At 63.8% G+C, this 15,477-nt stretch carries 15 protein-coding genes and 2 pseudogenes; 15 read left to right on the forward strand and 2 right to left on the reverse strand.

Annotated features, from left to right (window positions below):
- Positions 1 to 157: 157 nt before the first annotated feature.
- From NP3_RS18320 to NP3_RS51830, 3 genes and pseudogenes are all read left to right on the forward strand, one after another.
- Entirely contained in the window at positions 158 to 661 is a 504-nt protein-coding gene (locus NP3_RS18320; protein ID WP_063042812.1) for a YbaB/EbfC family nucleoid-associated protein, read from the forward strand.
- Positions 661 to 981: a WXG100 family type VII secretion target gene (locus tag NP3_RS18325; RefSeq protein ID WP_063042813.1), complete on the forward strand. Its 321-nt coding sequence runs from the start codon at positions 661 to 663 to the stop codon at positions 979 to 981. Before NP3_RS18320 ends, NP3_RS18325 begins: the two co-directional genes overlap by 1 nt.
- An 88-nt stretch (positions 982 to 1,069) precedes the next feature.
- Positions 1,070 to 1,381, forward strand: a pseudogene (locus NP3_RS51830) (WXG100-like domain-containing protein); the annotation flags it as partial.
- Between the two features lie 1,496 nt (positions 1,382 to 2,877).
- Here the strand turns inward: NP3_RS51830 and NP3_RS49180 are convergent.
- Positions 2,878 to 3,063, reverse strand: a complete 186-nt coding sequence (locus NP3_RS49180; protein ID WP_063042816.1) for a hypothetical protein — start codon at positions 3,061 to 3,063, stop codon at positions 2,878 to 2,880.
- Positions 3,064 to 3,395: 332 nt separating this feature from the next.
- Between NP3_RS49180 and NP3_RS49185 the strand changes: the two genes are divergently transcribed.
- The 6 genes and pseudogenes from NP3_RS49185 to NP3_RS51835 all read left to right on the forward strand — a co-directional run bounded on the left by NP3_RS49185 (position 3,396) and on the right by NP3_RS51835 (position 9,299).
- A complete protein-coding gene (locus NP3_RS49185; RefSeq protein ID WP_063042817.1) occupies positions 3,396 to 3,626 on the forward strand; it encodes a hypothetical protein in 231 nt (76 codons plus the stop codon).
- Positions 3,627 to 4,612: 986 nt separating this feature from the next.
- Positions 4,613 to 7,210 (forward strand): annotated as a pseudogene (locus NP3_RS46785) (ADP-ribosyltransferase); the annotation flags it as partial.
- Positions 7,211 to 7,440: 230 nt separating this feature from the next.
- Positions 7,441 to 8,088, forward strand: coding sequence for a hypothetical protein (locus NP3_RS18365; RefSeq protein WP_063042821.1), 648 nt, complete (start codon positions 7,441 to 7,443; stop codon positions 8,086 to 8,088).
- A gap of 44 nt (positions 8,089 to 8,132) precedes the next feature.
- Positions 8,133 to 8,273 (forward strand): hypothetical protein, encoded by a 141-nt coding sequence (locus NP3_RS48005; protein WP_157124379.1) that lies wholly within the window; start codon positions 8,133 to 8,135, stop codon positions 8,271 to 8,273.
- A gap of 340 nt (positions 8,274 to 8,613) precedes the next feature.
- A complete protein-coding gene (locus tag NP3_RS18375) occupies positions 8,614 to 8,877 on the forward strand; it encodes a hypothetical protein (RefSeq protein ID WP_063042823.1) in 264 nt (87 codons plus the stop codon).
- Positions 8,878 to 9,170: 293 nt separating this feature from the next.
- A complete protein-coding gene (locus NP3_RS51835; protein ID WP_444980792.1) occupies positions 9,171 to 9,299 on the forward strand; it encodes a zinc ribbon domain-containing protein in 129 nt (42 codons plus the stop codon).
- Positions 9,300 to 9,672: 373 nt separating this feature from the next.
- On the opposite strand, the gene NP3_RS18380 is transcribed toward NP3_RS51835, so the two are convergent.
- Positions 9,673 to 10,098 carry a DUF4254 domain-containing protein gene (locus tag NP3_RS18380; protein ID WP_063042824.1) on the reverse strand — a complete coding sequence of 142 codons (426 nt, stop codon included), beginning with the start codon at positions 10,096 to 10,098 and terminating at the stop codon, positions 9,673 to 9,675.
- A 500-nt stretch (positions 10,099 to 10,598) separates the two neighbouring features.
- Between NP3_RS18380 and NP3_RS18385 the strand changes: the two genes are divergently transcribed.
- From NP3_RS18385 to NP3_RS18405, 6 genes are all read left to right on the forward strand, one after another.
- Positions 10,599 to 11,480 carry a helix-turn-helix domain-containing protein gene (locus NP3_RS18385; protein WP_063042825.1) on the forward strand — a complete coding sequence of 294 codons (882 nt, stop codon included), beginning with the start codon at positions 10,599 to 10,601 and terminating at the stop codon, positions 11,478 to 11,480.
- The gene (locus tag NP3_RS18390; RefSeq protein WP_063042826.1) at positions 11,477 to 11,695 is read left to right on the forward strand and encodes a DUF397 domain-containing protein; all 219 of its coding nucleotides are present in this window, start codon (positions 11,477 to 11,479) and stop codon (positions 11,693 to 11,695) included. The genes NP3_RS18385 and NP3_RS18390 overlap by 4 nt, the downstream gene beginning before the upstream one ends.
- A gap of 165 nt (positions 11,696 to 11,860) precedes the next feature.
- Positions 11,861 to 12,454: a DUF3558 domain-containing protein gene (locus NP3_RS46795; RefSeq protein WP_084508671.1), complete on the forward strand. Its 594-nt coding sequence runs from the start codon at positions 11,861 to 11,863 to the stop codon at positions 12,452 to 12,454.
- A gap of 10 nt (positions 12,455 to 12,464) precedes the next feature.
- On the forward strand, positions 12,465 to 12,842 hold the full coding sequence (locus tag NP3_RS18395) for a hypothetical protein (RefSeq protein ID WP_063042827.1): 378 nt from the start codon (positions 12,465 to 12,467) through the stop codon (positions 12,840 to 12,842).
- Positions 12,839 to 14,107 carry a hypothetical protein gene (locus NP3_RS18400; protein WP_063042828.1) on the forward strand — a complete coding sequence of 423 codons (1,269 nt, stop codon included), beginning with the start codon at positions 12,839 to 12,841 and terminating at the stop codon, positions 14,105 to 14,107. Before NP3_RS18395 ends, NP3_RS18400 begins: the two co-directional genes overlap by 4 nt.
- A 477-nt stretch (positions 14,108 to 14,584) precedes the next feature.
- Positions 14,585 to 15,400 carry an ESX secretion-associated protein EspG gene (locus tag NP3_RS18405; RefSeq protein WP_063042829.1) on the forward strand — a complete coding sequence of 272 codons (816 nt, stop codon included), beginning with the start codon at positions 14,585 to 14,587 and terminating at the stop codon, positions 15,398 to 15,400.
- Positions 15,401 to 15,477 lie beyond the last annotated feature (77 nt).

A 15,477-nucleotide genomic window follows, 5' to 3' on the forward strand; every position in this document is an offset into this window, starting at 1 on the left:
GCCCGAACCGGTATGAGATTCGGGGCGGGTACGACGATGCCGCACCTTTTGCCCTTCACAGCTGCCCGATGTTGAAATCATCCGATCGATGGAACCGACAGCCACTGCGCCGCGTCGGAACTATTGACAGACCGATTTCCGGGAAGTGGGTGGGCGTGTGGCCGGCAGCGAGCAGAACGCACTGCGTGCGCGCAACGACGCGCTGCGCGACCAGGTCGATTCGCTGATGGAAATCTTCGAGCGGCAGCGCCGCGAGCTCGCCAACGCGCAGTCCCGCCTGGCCGCCACCACCGGCGAGGCCTGGTCCAGCGACAACCTGGTCCGGGTGGTCGCCAATATCTCCGGCATCCCGCTCGAAGTACATCTGGCCCCGGAGGCCTTCAAACGCTCCACGCCGGAAAAACTGGGCCACTCCATAACCGAGGCCGCGCAGGCAGCGGCCGCCGCGGCCGCCGAACAGTCCCGACAGGCGTTCGCCCCCATCCAAGCCCTCGCCGGCGACATACCGGACCTGCCAGACCTGGTCCCGGGCGCGCCCAGCATCAAGGACCTGCTGCAACCATCCCAGCCCGAATCCACCTCAAAGCCCGCGGCATCGCCGCCGGACAGCGACGATGAAGACGACTATTACCGCAGCCGCTCCTACCTGCGCGAGCGCTGATGAGCAGCCTGAAGGCGGACCCGGACGCCCTGCGCGCCACCCAGCCGAAATTCCGTGATGTCGCCGAACGCGTCAAGACCGCCGCGGCGAATCTGCAACGGGTCATTGACGCGGAGGGACCATGCTGGGGTTCGGACAAGCCAGGTACGGAGTTCGCCAAGGGCTACGCCGAACCGGCAAAGAAGACCCTCGAACAGGTCGGCAATCTGTCGGGAGTGCTGTCGGGCTTGGGCGACAACGTCAAGACCGTCGCCGACCAGTTGCAGCAGCAGGACCAGGCGCGGGCCGCCACACTGACGCAACAGCAGTCCGAGCTCTGAGGTGGGAATCGAGATCCCTGGCGAACTGCAATGGGTCGCCAAATACGTTGTCGGCGCAGGAGATTGGCCCGAGGGTGACGAAACCGCCATGCGGCGGATCGGTCATGCCTGGGACGAGCTTGCCACCGTTCTCGGAGAAGTCGAAACCGACTCCGACCACGCCGTACAGGCCGCCCTGAGCGCATTGTCAGCCGGCCAGACCCACGACGCATTCGACGCATTCTGGAAACAGGTCGGCGGTCAGGAGGGCCTGCTGCCGCAACTGATCGAAAGTGCCCGGGAACTGTCGGACCAAATCGACGATGGCGCGGCCGATATCGAGCACACCAAATACGTGATCATCGGGGCGCTCGTAGTCTTCGCGATCCAGATGATTCAGGCGATCGCCACCGCCGCCACCGGCATCGGCGCCCCGGCCGCCGCCGCGGAAGAAGCCGCCTTCCAGGTCGCCACCCGGCTCACGATCCGCATGGTGATCAAAGAGCTGATTCAGAAGCTGATGAGCAGGGCCACCGCCAACGCCGCCTTCTGGGGCGTCATGCAAGGCGCCGGCGTCGATCTGGGCGCGTCGGTGTTGCAGATGGCCGAGGGGAAGCGCGGCGGTCTCACCCTGGATGAGGCGAAAAACCTTGGCCGCGAGACGCTCACAGGCGCCATTGGCGGCGCGCTCGGCGGGGCGCTCGGCTCCGGTGGCGTCGGTAGTCACGCGGTCGACGCTGTCGAATCCAAAGTGGGCAAATTCGCGACGCAGACCGCGACCGACGCTGCTTCGGGCGCGGTTGGTGTGGTAGCCGGCACCGCGGCCACGGTACCGGTCGGCGGCAAGTTCGAACTCGACCCGACCACAGTCGCCACCTCGTCATTGGCCGGCGCCGCCGGCGCCACTGCCGGTCAACACGTCGGCGGCGCGATCCACGAGGCGCGCACCTCCGGAAACGACTCCGCCTCAGGCCATTCCGGAAATACCGATCACGACACCGGTAATCGCGCACCGACGAGCCCGTCCAGCAGCGAGAACCCCAGGGGAACTTCCTCAGCTGGACAACAACATTCAGGTGCTGCGGAACCTTCACCTACCAGTGCGACAGGGACACAACACACCTCACAGGACACGGGGAATACGACCGCACCCGGTTCGCACGACACCAGCAACACGACCACGCCCAGCTCGCACGACACCGGCAACACGCCCGGTTCACACGACACCGGGAATACGTCCTCCCCCAGTTCGGACAACGGCGGTAGCACTCAGCCCAACTCACACACAACCGAGGCACCCGCTCCCACACACGACGACAACAGCCCGACCGCCACCCAGAGCTCGGAAGTCGGTGCTCCGCAACATAATCCGTCAACCAGTGGGCAGGAAGTCGGCAGTACGCCCACGCACTCCGAGCACCCGGTCTCATCCACTCACGACAGCGCCACAACACAAACCCCCCACGACAGCACTCCGACGCAGACCGCTCACGACAGCGCCCCCGTCCAACACGATTCCAGCGCCAACACCCAAGGCGCACATCAGCCCTCGCCGACCGCACACGAGCCGTCCTCAGCTCACCATGACAACGGCAGCCCGACCGGCGCCAGTCTCGACCTACCACCGGTCGACAGACCGCCGACAACTACACCCCACGACACCGGAACCGTCGCCAACGACAGCGCTGCCACACAACACGACACCACCGGCCCGAGCCCGCACCAGAGTTCGCCAACTGGCTCAGCACAGCACGATGTCAACGCGAATACCACTGGCTCACAACATGATTCGTCCACGACGCAACCGCTTGGCCACACATCCACGCCCTCGCACACCGACAGTACGAGCAGTGCGGCGGGCCAACCACATCCGTCCGGCGCCGAGCCGACCGTCTCCGCTTCCCCCAGAGGCGCGGATCAAACAACTTCCACCACAACGCACCAGTCCAACCAACCGGACAGCACTGCGGCCTCCACACAGGCAAGTTCCGCCGACACCGCCACCACAACGGGTTCATCCACCGGCATGCCCGCCACGAGCGGCAGCCTCGGCACCCACGCCGGAGCGGGCTCCAACGCCGCCGAGGGCCACCGCTCCAGCATCCCCAACTACACCCCGACCACCGACACCGCCCACGCACCATCGCGCACTGGCACCTCCACTGCCCCAGGCCATCCCAATGCCAGTCCACGATCGGAACCCGCCAGGGCCGACACCGCCCGGCCGCGCCCCGACCGCACAAACCTCACCCCCGACATCCCTCGTGCCACGCCACCCGATCCAGCACGCACAGCACCAGCACGCCCCGACGCGGCCGCACCCCGTGCCGACCGAAACCCCACCCACACCAACACCCCGTCACGCGCACCGCACGAGCCACCGGTTGCGGCACCGCGCAGCGGCGAACGCTACGACACACTATGGGGACGACACGATGGCGCTACTGATCTACTACAACCGAATCAGGAACGACCCGAACGAGGTGGAATACCAGTTCGGGGAGACGAGGGACAATCTCGACCGCGTCCTGACGATCGACACGACGAACAACACCGCCCGCACGGACCAACCGGAGGACGTGCTTCTCCGGTCCGCGGCGGGACAGATCACGCTCCGGGCGAAACGCGAGAAAGCGTGGCCCCAGAACGGGGTAATCGCCTCTTAACCGAGGGCGGCGAGCGCCGCGACACATCGGTCCCCGAACCGGTCGATAGTCCATCTCGGGGTGCAGCGCCTGGTGAAGGTGAGCACGGTACCGATCATCAACCGCCCCTCGACGGTAGCAGTGAGCACGCGGTGCCGGAGCAGTCGCAGAGCGGCGGGACAATTCGTCCACGGAATCCGCTTGATTGTGCCGCGCAAGATAAGTGGGCACGCGATGCCTACGAAACCATCCGCGCGTCGGGTACCGATGTGCACGACATGGCCGAGAACCTGTCGGCGGTGACGCGCGGCGATGGTTCGATCGGTTTCAGCGAGCATGAGATCGAACAGGTGAAGCAGCATCTGTTCGAAGACGATCACAAGCTGAGCGTGTTCGACGACGATGGAAACGTCGTAGGCTACGAGAACCGCCGCTTCGACGCCGATCCCGATATCGCCGAGGCTTGGATGCGGCTTTCTCGCGGCGAGCCGCTCCCTGCCGACATCAGGCTGTTGGAACATGAACTCGCGGAGGCCGAATACTTTCGGGATCACCCGGATGCCAGCTACCACGAAGCCCATGCGCACGCTAATACGAAGGCCAACTGGGAAAACGATATCCCCGGGCGCACCGGCGAGAACTACCGAGATTGGGGAAACAAAGATGGCGCTGTACGTGGTCTACCGGAAGACGGCGGAAACCGGGACCGAGGTGACCTACCGGTTCGGGAGCAACGAGACAGAACTGAACCGGGAATTGGTGATCGAGAAGGACGGCTCGGCCGTCAGAGCGGTGGACGCAACGACCGACCCACTGGTGATGAAGGTCGCCGCACGAATACTGGCGCGGAAGGGGACCGATCCGAACTGGCCGGGCGGAGGCGGAATCCAGGCCTGAACGATCGATCACCGGAGTCTCCACGCGAGGAACTCCCCTCTGGTCCGGTGCACCGGGAAACTCCCGAGTCTCAGCCTGAACCGGGTCTGACGCCGGAGGAACAAGCCGCCAAAGATGCCTGTGATCAGCTACCACAAGCTGAACGCGAGGCTGTCGAGGACTACGCGGGCGACGCATACAACGAGATCAACCGCCATTTACGGTTCGGCGAGGAGCTTCAGACGGTCTCCCCCGAGACCATCGAGTTGATTCGCAGTGGTCTGGACAAGCTCCCGGACCATGCCGGCCCGGTGAAGAGGTCGATCATGCTCTCACCGGAGCACCTGGAGAAGTTCTGGTACGACAACCGCCCCGGCGCGGTCGTCGAGGATCCCGGGTTCGTGTCGACGTCGAAGACCCAGTTCAAATGGAACCCGAACGTCAAGCTGACAATCGTTTCGGCTACCGGGAAAGACATTTCGTTCCTGCGGCCTGCCGACAAGCGCGGTGAAGCAGAGGTTCTCATTCCAGACGGCCGACAGTTCCGCGTGCTGTCTCGTGACATCGACTCCGACGGAACCCTGCACATCAAGTGGAAGGAGATCACCGATTCACCACAGTCACCCGACAGCAGCGATTCGGACAGTGCTTCAACTCCGCGTGACCTGGAACCAGATCAACCTTTCCCGCGGGAATCCGTTCCGGACAGCAATGTGGCCTTCTCGCTCGACCTCTCGGATTCAGCAGCGACGGTCGAACCGCATCGGTCCGAGTCGCCACCTGGCCACGAGCCGAGTGCGCGCGAAGAGCTCGCTCCCGACGAACCACATCCTGAGCCGACGTCCGAACGTCCCTCTGAGCCTGTGCATCAGGAGGGGTCCGAACGTAACGAGGACTCCAACTCCGACAGGCACGCTTCACGCCCTGATGGGAAGCCCGACGATCAGCATGTCCCCTTCCGCGCGGATGAGCAACAGCACAGCCCGGCGCATGACATCGAGCATCAGCCCAATCCCGATCGCCCTGAATCCCTGACACAGCACCTGAAATACCGCTTCGAAGAACTGCGAACCCTCGCCACAGAGATCGGGCTGGCCGACCGCGACCCCGCCCGGCAACACGAACTCCCCAGTCTCCGTGCCGAATTCGCCCACCGATTCGACAAACTAGGACTGCTGGACGCAGACCCGGCGAGCACACCCTGGAGACTGCTCGATGAGCACCAACCAGAACTTGCCAAATACATGGCAGATCATCAGGGGTACCTCCTCCCGGCACGCCCACAAGAACATCCGGCGAGCCGCGAATCCACACCGGAACACCCCGGCACCCGCGAACTCACACCCGAACACCCCGGCACCCGCGAGCACAATCCGGAGACCTCCGGCAGACCAAACCAACCGTCACACCCCCAGGACGGCCCCGCGGGCGCACCCGAGCACCAACCGACCCGCACCGCTCACCCCGAAACACCGCACCACCCAACAGAACCGGAGGCGGCACCGCGATGGGCACATGAAGACCCGAACTACCACCTGAACGCCGCCAGACTCCCCGACTGGTGGCCCCGCGCAGGCGAGCACACCACACCCCGATCACCCGAACTCGATACTTCCCAAACATCCACGCCAGCAAGAGCCACTGAGACCCCACCCGAGGCCAGGCCCGATGAACCCGGCCGCCCGAACCCCGCGCCGTACCGCTCCGCTAACGAACATCTCACGCGCGCACCCGAATCCGAGCCTCCGGCACGATCCGAGCCTCCGGCACGCCCGGTGCCGTATGCGCGCCCGAACGGCCCTGTCGAGGCGTCCCACTCAACAGCGGCGCCATCCGCTCACGACCGCGTGCCGACGCCCCGCAGTCATGCCGCGGCCCCTGTCGAACAGCCACGAAGATTCGCAAGCGACGCCGAGGGCCAACACTACGGTGAGACGAACCTGGGGCCGACACGGGACAGTTTGCCTCCCCCTGAATTTCAGGAAGCGTACAAATATACCGTGAACTCGTGGGTCAACGAGTTCCTCCGGATCGGTGATATTCCTGGGCATGTACACAGGATCACCCAGGAATATTTCCGATATAACGAACTCGCTCATATGCTACAGGGCACGGGTATACCGACACCTGAGCTTCTGGCGCAGCACTTGCATCGCCCGGACTTGACTCTGAACCAGCGGCAGATAATCCACGATATCCTCAGCAGCCGCGACCCGGCATTCGAAATTTCGAACATCTGGAATAATGCCAGTAAGTACTACATGATGTCGCAGACGTTCGGTGCTCCCCTTACAGTCCAGCTCATCCAGTATCACATCGCCATGATGGATGCTGCTGTGAGTCACCCCATTCCAGAGCGGGTTGAGGTGGTCCGCGGGCTCCGCGATGTCGGGTTCATGGTTGGCCGCGACGGTCACCCACTTGGGTCCCGCACAGATCCTCGGCAACTGGTCGGCACGATCCAAACCGAAGTGGGATATACCTCAACCAGCATCGGTTCGCGGCCGCCTGCGCACTTCGACAATGACTATCGTATGGAGATCGAAGCACCAGCTGGGTCGCATGCGTTGTGGATGGGCGGCCGAAGCCATTATCCGGACCAGCGCGAATTTATCACCCCGCGTGGTAGCCGATATGAGATCACCGCTGTAATTCCGAATCCGGTCGGTGACCGCTACAACGGTGTCAAATGGTTGATTCGAGCCAGGCTACTGCCACGTGAGCAGTAGATAGCGCGCCACGCGCAGTACACTTCCAACGCGACGAAAGGCATGCAATGCAACCGGACTGGAACTTCCCAGCGCTGCCGGGTTCGGACCTTCCCCCTGCGCCGCCACCGACGTTTCCCGAGGCTTTCGATCGGTGGACGCGGAAAACCCTCGCCTACCTTCCGGTTGCCTCAGGCGGGCAGCTGGTCGGCTGCCTGTATGCGTCGAAGAGCAGTAAAGCGGCAGGATACATGCGACGAATCGCTGCGGACCCGGACAACATAACCCGCCCCAGCTTCTGGAACGACCGGCTGGACGAGCAGTACCGCCGTGGCCTGTCGCCAGTGGAGGCGATCCGGGCGTGGATCGGCGTGCCCGAGGATCCCCATATGGGCGGGGTCCCCGCAGATGCTCACGAGCATGACGCCGACAGCATGCAGCAACTGTGGGCGCAGCTCAACCCGGGCGATGAACCACTCGGCGAAGGCCCCTGGGTGCAGGATGACGAATTCCCCAGCGGCACACCACTAGACCGATCGAAAGGCTGGTCGGTGCCGCACATCGTGCAGGTGCCGAGCTACGCCACCGACACCACCACACCTGTGCACTACTACCCGGTCTACAGGAACCGCGACGTGATCGGATACCTGTGGGCTGCAGCGGCCGAACCGGCCGCCGATTACCTGCCGCAAGACAACTTCGGACCCGACGGCTACAGCGGCCGCGGACTGTGGATCGCACGGCTACAGGACGCGTACGCCTCCGGACGTACCGCACTCGAGGCGATCCGCTGGTGTGCCAGCCTGCCGTACGACGAATACTCGGGCGTCATAGGCCCAGGTGTGGCTGAGCAGTATGCTGAGAGCCTCGCGGACCTGCGCGATATCGCCGGCCAGTAGCGCAGATGGCCGAATTCGTAGTCGGCAGACTAGTCGGATAACTGGTGCGGCAGATCTTCAACGTCGTCGACGCCATTGTCGAGGCACTCGATCCAGCGCGGTTCGACGTGGACGCTGCCCTCGACCAGTTCTCAGTCGCGCAGTTGCGCACATTTGCCGTCGACCACGACCGAACCGGGCAGTGACCTCGACAACCCACGTTCGACATTGCCTTCGACGCCGCTCGGCGGCTACCGTCGGCGATAACGCTGGAAGGGGAGGAAAACCCAGTCATGACTGGATAAGTTCTGGTCGATCCCGAACTGCTGCAACGGACATGACCGCCGGTGGCGCACACCATCCACCAACGCCACGCTCGCGACAACCGGCCGAGGCGGCGTACCGGTTCAAGGAAACCAGCGACCGCATGGAGTTATCGGCTCCGGTTCGGATTGGGCGGATGATTGGCGAGCGGCTGAAATGGCTGCGCAGCAGGGGGTTCGATGACACTCAGTGATGACAGCTTATGGAAGAGGGAGAATAACAATGAGTGGTACAGAGAAGACCCCGGCGGGTTGGGATCCCGAGGTGTTCGCACGAATCCGGGCCGAATCCGAAGCCGAACGCGCCGCGAGGTCACCAGAGTTGCAAGCAGAACTTGACAAATTGGACTGGGACTATCTCGACAGTCTCGACAACTCCGGCAACTACGCACCGGACAGCCTTCGTGACAAGATGGGTGATGTTCCCGGATTCGACGACAACATGAATCCATTCCCCCTCACCAGGGAACCAGGGGAGAACTCGTAGCCCGACGACGTAGTCACGAGCGCCCGGGCAGCACTCCGCATCCGCGGCGCTCAGCCGTTGACAGATCTTGCGTCCCACTCGACAGCGGCACCGCATCGTCAATTGTCTTCAGCAAACCCTCATGGACTTGGATCGGGCGGGCCGGGAACGGGGCACCTTCGCGGTGCGGTGGCGGTCTTCGAGGCGTTGGTCGCCGTCGTTCCGGTTCCCGGACCCGAAGCAGATCATGGTGCAACGGGTGGCATCAGCTGGAACTGGCGTTGCGCAACGCCGCCCGCTACACAGGCACGTAGATCGTCAAGGTACCGGCTGCGTACACGTCACAGGCGTGTTCTCGCTGCCTACATGTGGACCCGAAATCGCGTGAGAGCCAAGCGCGGTTCCGGTGTCCAGCTGCGGGCACTGTGAGAACGCGGACGTGAACGCGGCGAAGAACATCCTCGCCGCCGGGCTGGCGGTGACAGCCTGTGGAGACCTCGCCGTTGGGCGGTCCGTGAAGCAGGAACCCCCAACCATCAACGTTGGAATCCCCCGGCTCCAGCCGTAAGGAGGACGCCAATCGCATTTCACTGCTCCTGAATCTGAAATCGGAACACCGAGAACCGACGTAGCGCGAATCGGGCACAATCGACTCGCTGCCGATCCGGCGCGCGCCCTTCGACAGCCGGACCCATCAGGGTACGGGCACCGGCCGCCCGGCGACGCGTCCGCCCGAGTTGTAATTCCGCGTCTCCGCGCGGGCTTCGGCGATGCCGCAACCTCTCGGCCCTCGTGTTCGGAAGTGGCGGGGCGGGTTCACGGGCCGCCGGGGAGTCGGCGACGGCCCTCGGCGAGTTCGTGCGTCAAGTCCTCGTAGCCGATGGCCAATTCGGCCAGCGCCTCCCAGGCGTCGCCGAGGTCGTAGTCCGTGGCGCTCGCCAGGGCGGCGTAGGCGGTGGCTGTGTATTGGGCGAATCGGTCGATCACCGCGCCGAGCGTTTCGGTGTGCACCGAGGCACTACCGTGCGCGGGCGGCAGCTGCGCACGGACCCAATGATTGATCTCGCGCACCAATTTCACTCTCCCGCAATCGATGTCATCGACGCGTCCGCCGTTGGCGAGTCGACTCTCGTGCAGGCAGGTGAGTTCATAGGCGGCGTGTAGTAGCGGGTGTTCTGCGTACTCGACGCCGCGACAGGCGCGCAGTACCTCGCCCCTGGTCGGCAGCGGTTCGATCAGCAAGGACGTCCTCGGTGCGCACGTGGCCGGATCGCGTCGGCGGTCGCGCTATGGTCCACGGGATTCCCGATCCGCCTCAGTGCGTACGGACACGCCCAACCGAACCTCGACATACGCGGCCGGACCACATCACCGAGCGCGCTGCCGCCCACGGAAATCCCGATCCGCCTCAGTGCGTACGGACGCGCCCGACCGAACCTCGGGATGCGCGGCCATCTCCGGTGATACATCGGATTGCCTCGATTCATGTCGATGAAATTCGGTGCGCCCGGCCGAAACTGCGGATAAGCGGCAATCCGTTGTGATCCAATAGGTTTCTCGAGTTTCCTACGGCTCTCCGACCGGGCGCGGCAACAGCACAGCATGCGACAAGCGGAGGAGTCAGCGTCTACATGGGGTCTGCATTCGAATCGCGCCGAAAGGCGAGGACAAGTTCCGTGTCCGCGGATCGGTACGTCCGCGGCCACATCACACTCGTTTCCGAAAAACTGAGGTAGGGGGCCATGACAGATTCCGGAAGTACAGTGCCGCGACGACAACTCGGCCGCCATCTGCGTGACCTGCGCCTACAGGCCGGGATAAGCATGCCCGAGGCAGCGCAGCTGATCGAACGCGGCACAACGACCTTGCAACGGTTGGAGACTGGGCAGGCCAATCGCATACGGCTGCTCGATATTCGAGAGCTGTGCGCGGTGTATGACGCGGAAGAGGTGGTTACGGCGGGGCTGCTGGGGTTGGCGCAGCAGGCGTCGGGGAAGTGTTGGTGGCATGAGTATGGGAAGTTGATTCCTGAGGACTTCGATGTGTACGTCGGGTTGGAGGCGGCGGCACGGCGGCTGACTTCATATGCGCCGGATGTGGTGTTGGGGTTGCTGCAAGCACCGGACTACTCGCGCGCAATGCTGCGACGGGGTTTCCCAAACGCTTCGACCGAAGAAATCGAGCGGCGCGTCGAGCTGAAGCAGCGCCGCCAGCGGATCCTCACTCGTAAACGCCAACCAACCGAGTTGAGAATCGTGCTGCTCGAATGCGCACTCCGCCGCGTGGTCGGCAATCGTAGAGTCATGGCGGCGCAGATGCGACACCTTGCCGATATGTCAACGCTGCCGAACATCACACTTCAGGTTCTGCCGTTCTCAGCTGGGATCCCGCTGGGTGACCCGGTTGGGCTGTTCACCATCATCGAGTTCGGGGTGGATAAGACGAGGCAACCAATCGAGCCATCGGTTGTATATCTCGAAAACCTCACTGGCGATTTGTATCTGGAGCAGCAGGATCACGTCGGGCGCTACGATGTAGCTCATGAAGCGATCCGGCGCGCAGCGCTGGATGAGACAGCGAGCCGAAGCTTTCTTCGGCAGCTAGCGAGGGAGTACGCCACGTGACCGACAAGCACGACACCGACCTGTCAAAAGCGTACTGGTTCAAGAGCACCCGCAGCTCAGCCGCAAAAGACTGCGTCGAGGTGGCATTCCTCTCCAGCGGCACCGTTGGCGTGCGCGATTCCAAGAATCCGGACGGACCGGCGCTGGTGTTCGGCGGCGGTGAGTGGGACGCCTTCACCACCGCCGTCGCCGATGGGAAGTTCAACCGGTCCTGAGGATCGATTCGAAGCCCTCCCGCACGATGTGATTGCGGGAGGCTTTGGGTGTCCGATCATTTGGCTCGTCTCATTGCCGGTCTCCCGCGCCAGACGGTAGGGTTGCGGGGCAATGGGGGATTGCGTGTGGCCCCTCGGAACGGGTGGCAGCGAAGGGGCTCGCAGATGGCCGGTACAGCGAAAACGCCGCACGCTGCGGCCCTGATCCTCGGCGCGGCGCTGGCGCTTGCCGGATGCAATGACAACTCAGCGGATAGCGCTCCGACGCCGAGCAGCACGAAAGCATCAACAAGCACGACAGTAACGGCCACTACGTCGAAAGATCCCGAAGCTGCGATCTGGAATCCTTGCGACATACCTGATTCCGCAATATCCGCACTCGGACTGAACACCGCCAGCAAGGACACCACTGTCGCTGGAGTCGACCCTACCGGCTGGAAGGTCTGCGGTTGGCTATCCGCGGCGAAAACGTACAACTTCGGAGTCTTGTCGTCGGAACACACGCTGGAGGAGAGCAGGCAGAGGACCGACTACGTGGACTATGTGTCGACGACGGTTGGTTCCCGCACGGCACTCCAGTTTCGCCCACGCGGCGCAACACATGACCAGACTTGCTGGCTCGCCGTTGAGGTGCCGCATGGGATAGTCGACTTCAAGGTAATGAACCGGTCTGGAACTGTCGGTGCCAGCGCTGGTGAGCCATGCGCTGAAGTGCGTCGCCTCACGGAAGCCTTGGCGCAGTATCTGCCTGAACGTTGAAGGAGGGGGAATGATCAACGGTATCGATCCGGGGGAATGGAAGCACCTACTCGACCAGGCCAATACCGGTGAGCTCTCACTAGACCCCGAAGTCGGGAAGGACTTGGACAAGGTCTGCGACGACCAAATCGACCGGTTGAACTCGGTATTGGACAAGATCGGCAACATAAGCCTCATAACGGGATTCGGTGATTTCAACTCCGGCAAGATCCTCGAGAAGAAGTTCTCCGAGACCGCTGCCGGGACCAACCGGTCGCTGGACACTGTGATCAATCAGCACATCGAGACTGTCGAAACCGTGAAACAGGTTGTCGCACAGGCGATCGCGAACTTCGTCGCCCAAGACCAAGACCGCGCCTCCCAGTTTGCGCAGGTGACACCGGAATGACCTACGAGGACTACCAGCGCCGCGTCATCGAGGCCCAAGAGCAGTGGAACCAGGACCGCGACTGGATCTACAAAACAGAATCGGGCTACAACGGTTTCGACGGCGAGACGCAACCGCCGCACATCACCACTCCGGACAGCTACGACCATCTCACCCTCGAGCAAATGCAGACCGCCGTCTCGGCGATGAAACCGAAACTCGTCGATGACGCGGTCACCATGTGGGCGAATATCGGCGCGGACCTGACCGGCACCTTCGAGGTCTTCAAGCGCGAATTCAGTCGCACCATCACCGGCCAGAACGGTCACACCGGATGGACCGGTGCCGCAGCACAGGCAGCCACCACCGCGGTGAACAACTACTACGACAAGTCCGCCCCGCTGGCGCAGGCAGCCACACTGACCAGTCTCAAGCTCTCGGAAATGAAGACCGGCCTGGAGCAGACCCAGACCTTGATGCCGGGCCTGACCGAGCGCCCGGATATCGCGGGAAAGACGCTACCCAAAGACGGCGTCATGAAGACCGGCGAATACACCAGCACCGAGGCCGAGCAAGAGGGGCGCAGAATCCTGCGCACGGTTTACGGCCAGGTCGCGGGCCAGACAGATGTCGGTGTCCCCTACATGCCCACCGCGCCGACGATCACCGATGGCCCCGGCCCGGCCACCCCGGGCCGTGATCCCGGTGGCTCACAGGGACTTTCAGGTTCCGATGACGGTTCCTCGGGTTCCGGTGGCGACGGCTCGGAGGGCTCGGGCAACCAGGGCCAGGATTCGGTCCAGCCGACGGGCGCCGACGAATCCACAACCCCGTCGACGACATCACCGGACGCCACCACCGCCGCCAGCACCACGCCCCAAAGCGCAACTGCGACAACGCAATCCGCCCATCCAACGACCGCGACCCCGAGCACGCCCACCCCGGGCCTCAACACGCCCGGCATCGGAACCACCACCGGCCGCCCAACCGGCACCCCAGGCACCACCCAGGGCAGCCCCGGCCGCAGCCTCACCGGCACACCAGCGACCGCGACGACCACAGCCGCCGCAACCACCCGCCAGAGCACCGCGACAACAGGCCGCTCCGGCATGTCCGGCATCGGCGCCCCCGGCCAGAGCAAGTCCAACGACGAAGACCGCAAAAAGGGCATCCCCGACTACCTCATCACCACCGAACACGGCCAAGAACTAACGGGCCTGGACTCCCCGCCCAAAACCGTTCCCCCAGTGATCGGCGCAGACCACGACAGTGAATCCCGCTACTAGTGCCGTGCCCACTCGGTTGCCCCACCACCAACGCGCCCGATACCAGACTCCCGCACACCAATTCGCACGCCACGCACGAATTCGCGGGCCAATAACATGCACGCCGTGCAAACTGCTCCGTCCAGATAAGCTGCCGCACTATCCGGTCCGGCTCGCTCGTCGAGCGCAGTCGAAACGCGGCATGAAACGCCCAGCGACACCGCCATACGACTGCGCTCGACGGATCTCGATACCTCAGAAGCTAGCTGGACGCAGCGCCGGTCGGTATCGGCGCTGTACAGGAATCTGTGCGCGACAACAGTTTCAGCGAAACCAGTTGCGCGGCAAACGAATCAGCACGCGGTGGCAGCATCAGCGAGACAACGTAGGAGGCGCGCGGATCGATGCGCGACAGCAGCGCGAGCGAGGCCGGGCGGCGGAGCTGACGGACTGAGATAAGCGCAGGGAATGGCAACGGGCGAAGGCGGCGGAGTGGGCATGGACAGCAGGACGGCGGTCGGCAGTGGCGATGGGGTGGGTAGGCACAGGCTCACCGGACTGGAGTTCGAAATCCTTTGCGCCGCATACGGTCGCGACCGCCTGCCCTATCCACTGCACTATCGCACCGACATCGCCGACTTCGATGAGCTGAAGCGCCACCGGGAGGCCGCCGTCAGTTCCCTGCTCGCCAAGTACTCACCCGAACTCGAACGCGCCATCGAGGTGTTACTAGAGCCGGATGTCCGTGTCGAGTCGAAGGGATTCGGGGGTGCCGATCTGTCGCACACCTACCGGTTCCACGGCGCGATCCGTGCTCATGCCGGTGCCGCCCTGCACCAATTCCCCGGCCCGAATCCGGACACCGGCGGCGATGTTCTCGTAACCTATTGCACCGCAGAGCAAGTCGCCCGCTACGCAGTGGCCGCGTTACCCGCGTGCGGACCCGGCACCCACCCGCCGTTGGAGATCCGCCGCGCGGAAATCATCGCCGAGCGCGACCGCCACATCCGCCGCGCCCACGACCTCAGCCCAATCGACCAGCTCGACCGCATCTTCCAGCGCCCCCGTTCCGCCTTCGGCGAAATAACCATCTGCCCCGGCCCAGCCCTCGACGCACGCCCTACCCCGGCCCGCGGTTTCTGGTGGATGGACTACCCCGACGGCCGCTACTACGTGAAACCCGGCGACCCGATCATCGCCAAACCCATAGCCCCCCACGCCATGTCCACCGAAATCCACCGCCTCACCACCCTCACCCAGCGCTACCACCACGAAGACCGCGAACACGACGAATACCTCCGCACCCGCCACTGAACCGGCCCACGCCGCCATGGCTGAGACCGTAGGATCCGGGGCCCAGCAAGTACGTCAAGGGCTCGTAGTGGGTCGGT

The sequence above is a fragment of the Nocardia pseudovaccinii NBRC 100343 genome (assembly GCF_001613225.1).
GTDB classification, from domain to species: domain Bacteria; phylum Actinomycetota; class Actinomycetes; order Mycobacteriales; family Mycobacteriaceae; genus Nocardia; species Nocardia pseudovaccinii.

Bases quoted from the DNA above. Each gene is read 5' to 3' on its own strand.
- NP3_RS18365 (WP_063042821.1), top strand. From the start codon at position 7,441: ATGCGACGAATCGCTGCGGACCCGGACAACATAACCCGCCCCAGCTTC.
- NP3_RS46795 (WP_084508671.1), top strand. From the start codon at position 11,861: ATGGCCGGTACAGCGAAAACGCCGCACGCTGCGGCCCTGATCCTCGGC.
- NP3_RS49185 (WP_063042817.1), top strand. From the start codon at position 3,396: ATGGCGCTACTGATCTACTACAACCGAATCAGGAACGACCCGAACGAG.
- NP3_RS18395 (WP_063042827.1), top strand. From the start codon at position 12,465: ATGATCAACGGTATCGATCCGGGGGAATGGAAGCACCTACTCGACCAG.
- NP3_RS18400 (WP_063042828.1), top strand. From the start codon at position 12,839: ATGACCTACGAGGACTACCAGCGCCGCGTCATCGAGGCCCAAGAGCAG.
- NP3_RS18375 (WP_063042823.1), top strand. From the start codon at position 8,614: ATGAGTGGTACAGAGAAGACCCCGGCGGGTTGGGATCCCGAGGTGTTC.
- NP3_RS49180 (WP_063042816.1), bottom strand. From the start codon at position 3,063: ATGCTGGAGCGGTGGCCCTCGGCGGCGTTGGAGCCCGCTCCGGCGTGG.
- NP3_RS18385 (WP_063042825.1), top strand. From the start codon at position 10,599: ATGACAGATTCCGGAAGTACAGTGCCGCGACGACAACTCGGCCGCCAT.
- NP3_RS18325 (WP_063042813.1), top strand. From the start codon at position 661: ATGAGCAGCCTGAAGGCGGACCCGGACGCCCTGCGCGCCACCCAGCCG.
- NP3_RS18405 (WP_063042829.1), top strand. From the start codon at position 14,585: ATGGACAGCAGGACGGCGGTCGGCAGTGGCGATGGGGTGGGTAGGCAC.